General features: G+C 49.1%; 1 protein-coding gene. It reads left to right on the top strand.

Annotated features, from left to right (window positions below):
- A partial coding sequence (locus R7O13_RS30230; protein WP_318305641.1) for a D-serine ammonia-lyase occupies nt 1-540 on the top strand: 540 nt, incomplete at both ends.

Raw genomic sequence — 540 nt, 5'->3', positions numbered from 1 at the left:
GTGAACGCTTAAAACAACAATTTGATGATTTAGGTATTGTGGTTGATGAATGTCATCCACTGTTTGTGTATTTACCATGCGGTGTTGGTGGTGGGCCAGGTGGTGTTGCTTTTGGGCTCAAGGTGGCCTTTGGTGACCACGTGCATTGCATCTTCGCTGAGCCAACACATTCTCCTTGCATGTTGTTGGGAGTACATACGGGTTTGCATGATGAGATAGCGGTGCAAGATATTGGTATAGATAATCTCACCGCGGCAGATGGCTTGGCAGTTGGTCGTCCTTCTGGTTTTGTTGGGCGAGCCATGGAGCGGCTAATTGATGGTTACTACACAGTGACGGACGAACGTATGTATCAGCTTTTAGGAGAGTTGAGCGAACGAGAAGGCATCAATTTGGAGCCCTCTGCATTAGCCGGAATGATGGGCGCGGTGCATGTATCGGGTTCTCTACACTACCAGACTCGTTTACAGCTTACGGATGAACGTTTGAAAAATGCCACACACTTAGTTTGGGCGACCGGGGGAGGGATGGTGCCAGAAG

The organism is Vibrio sp. Y176 (assembly GCF_033438945.1).
The sequence above is the reverse complement of the archived record's forward strand: the minus strand, read 5'-3'. Positions and strand labels throughout refer to the sequence as shown.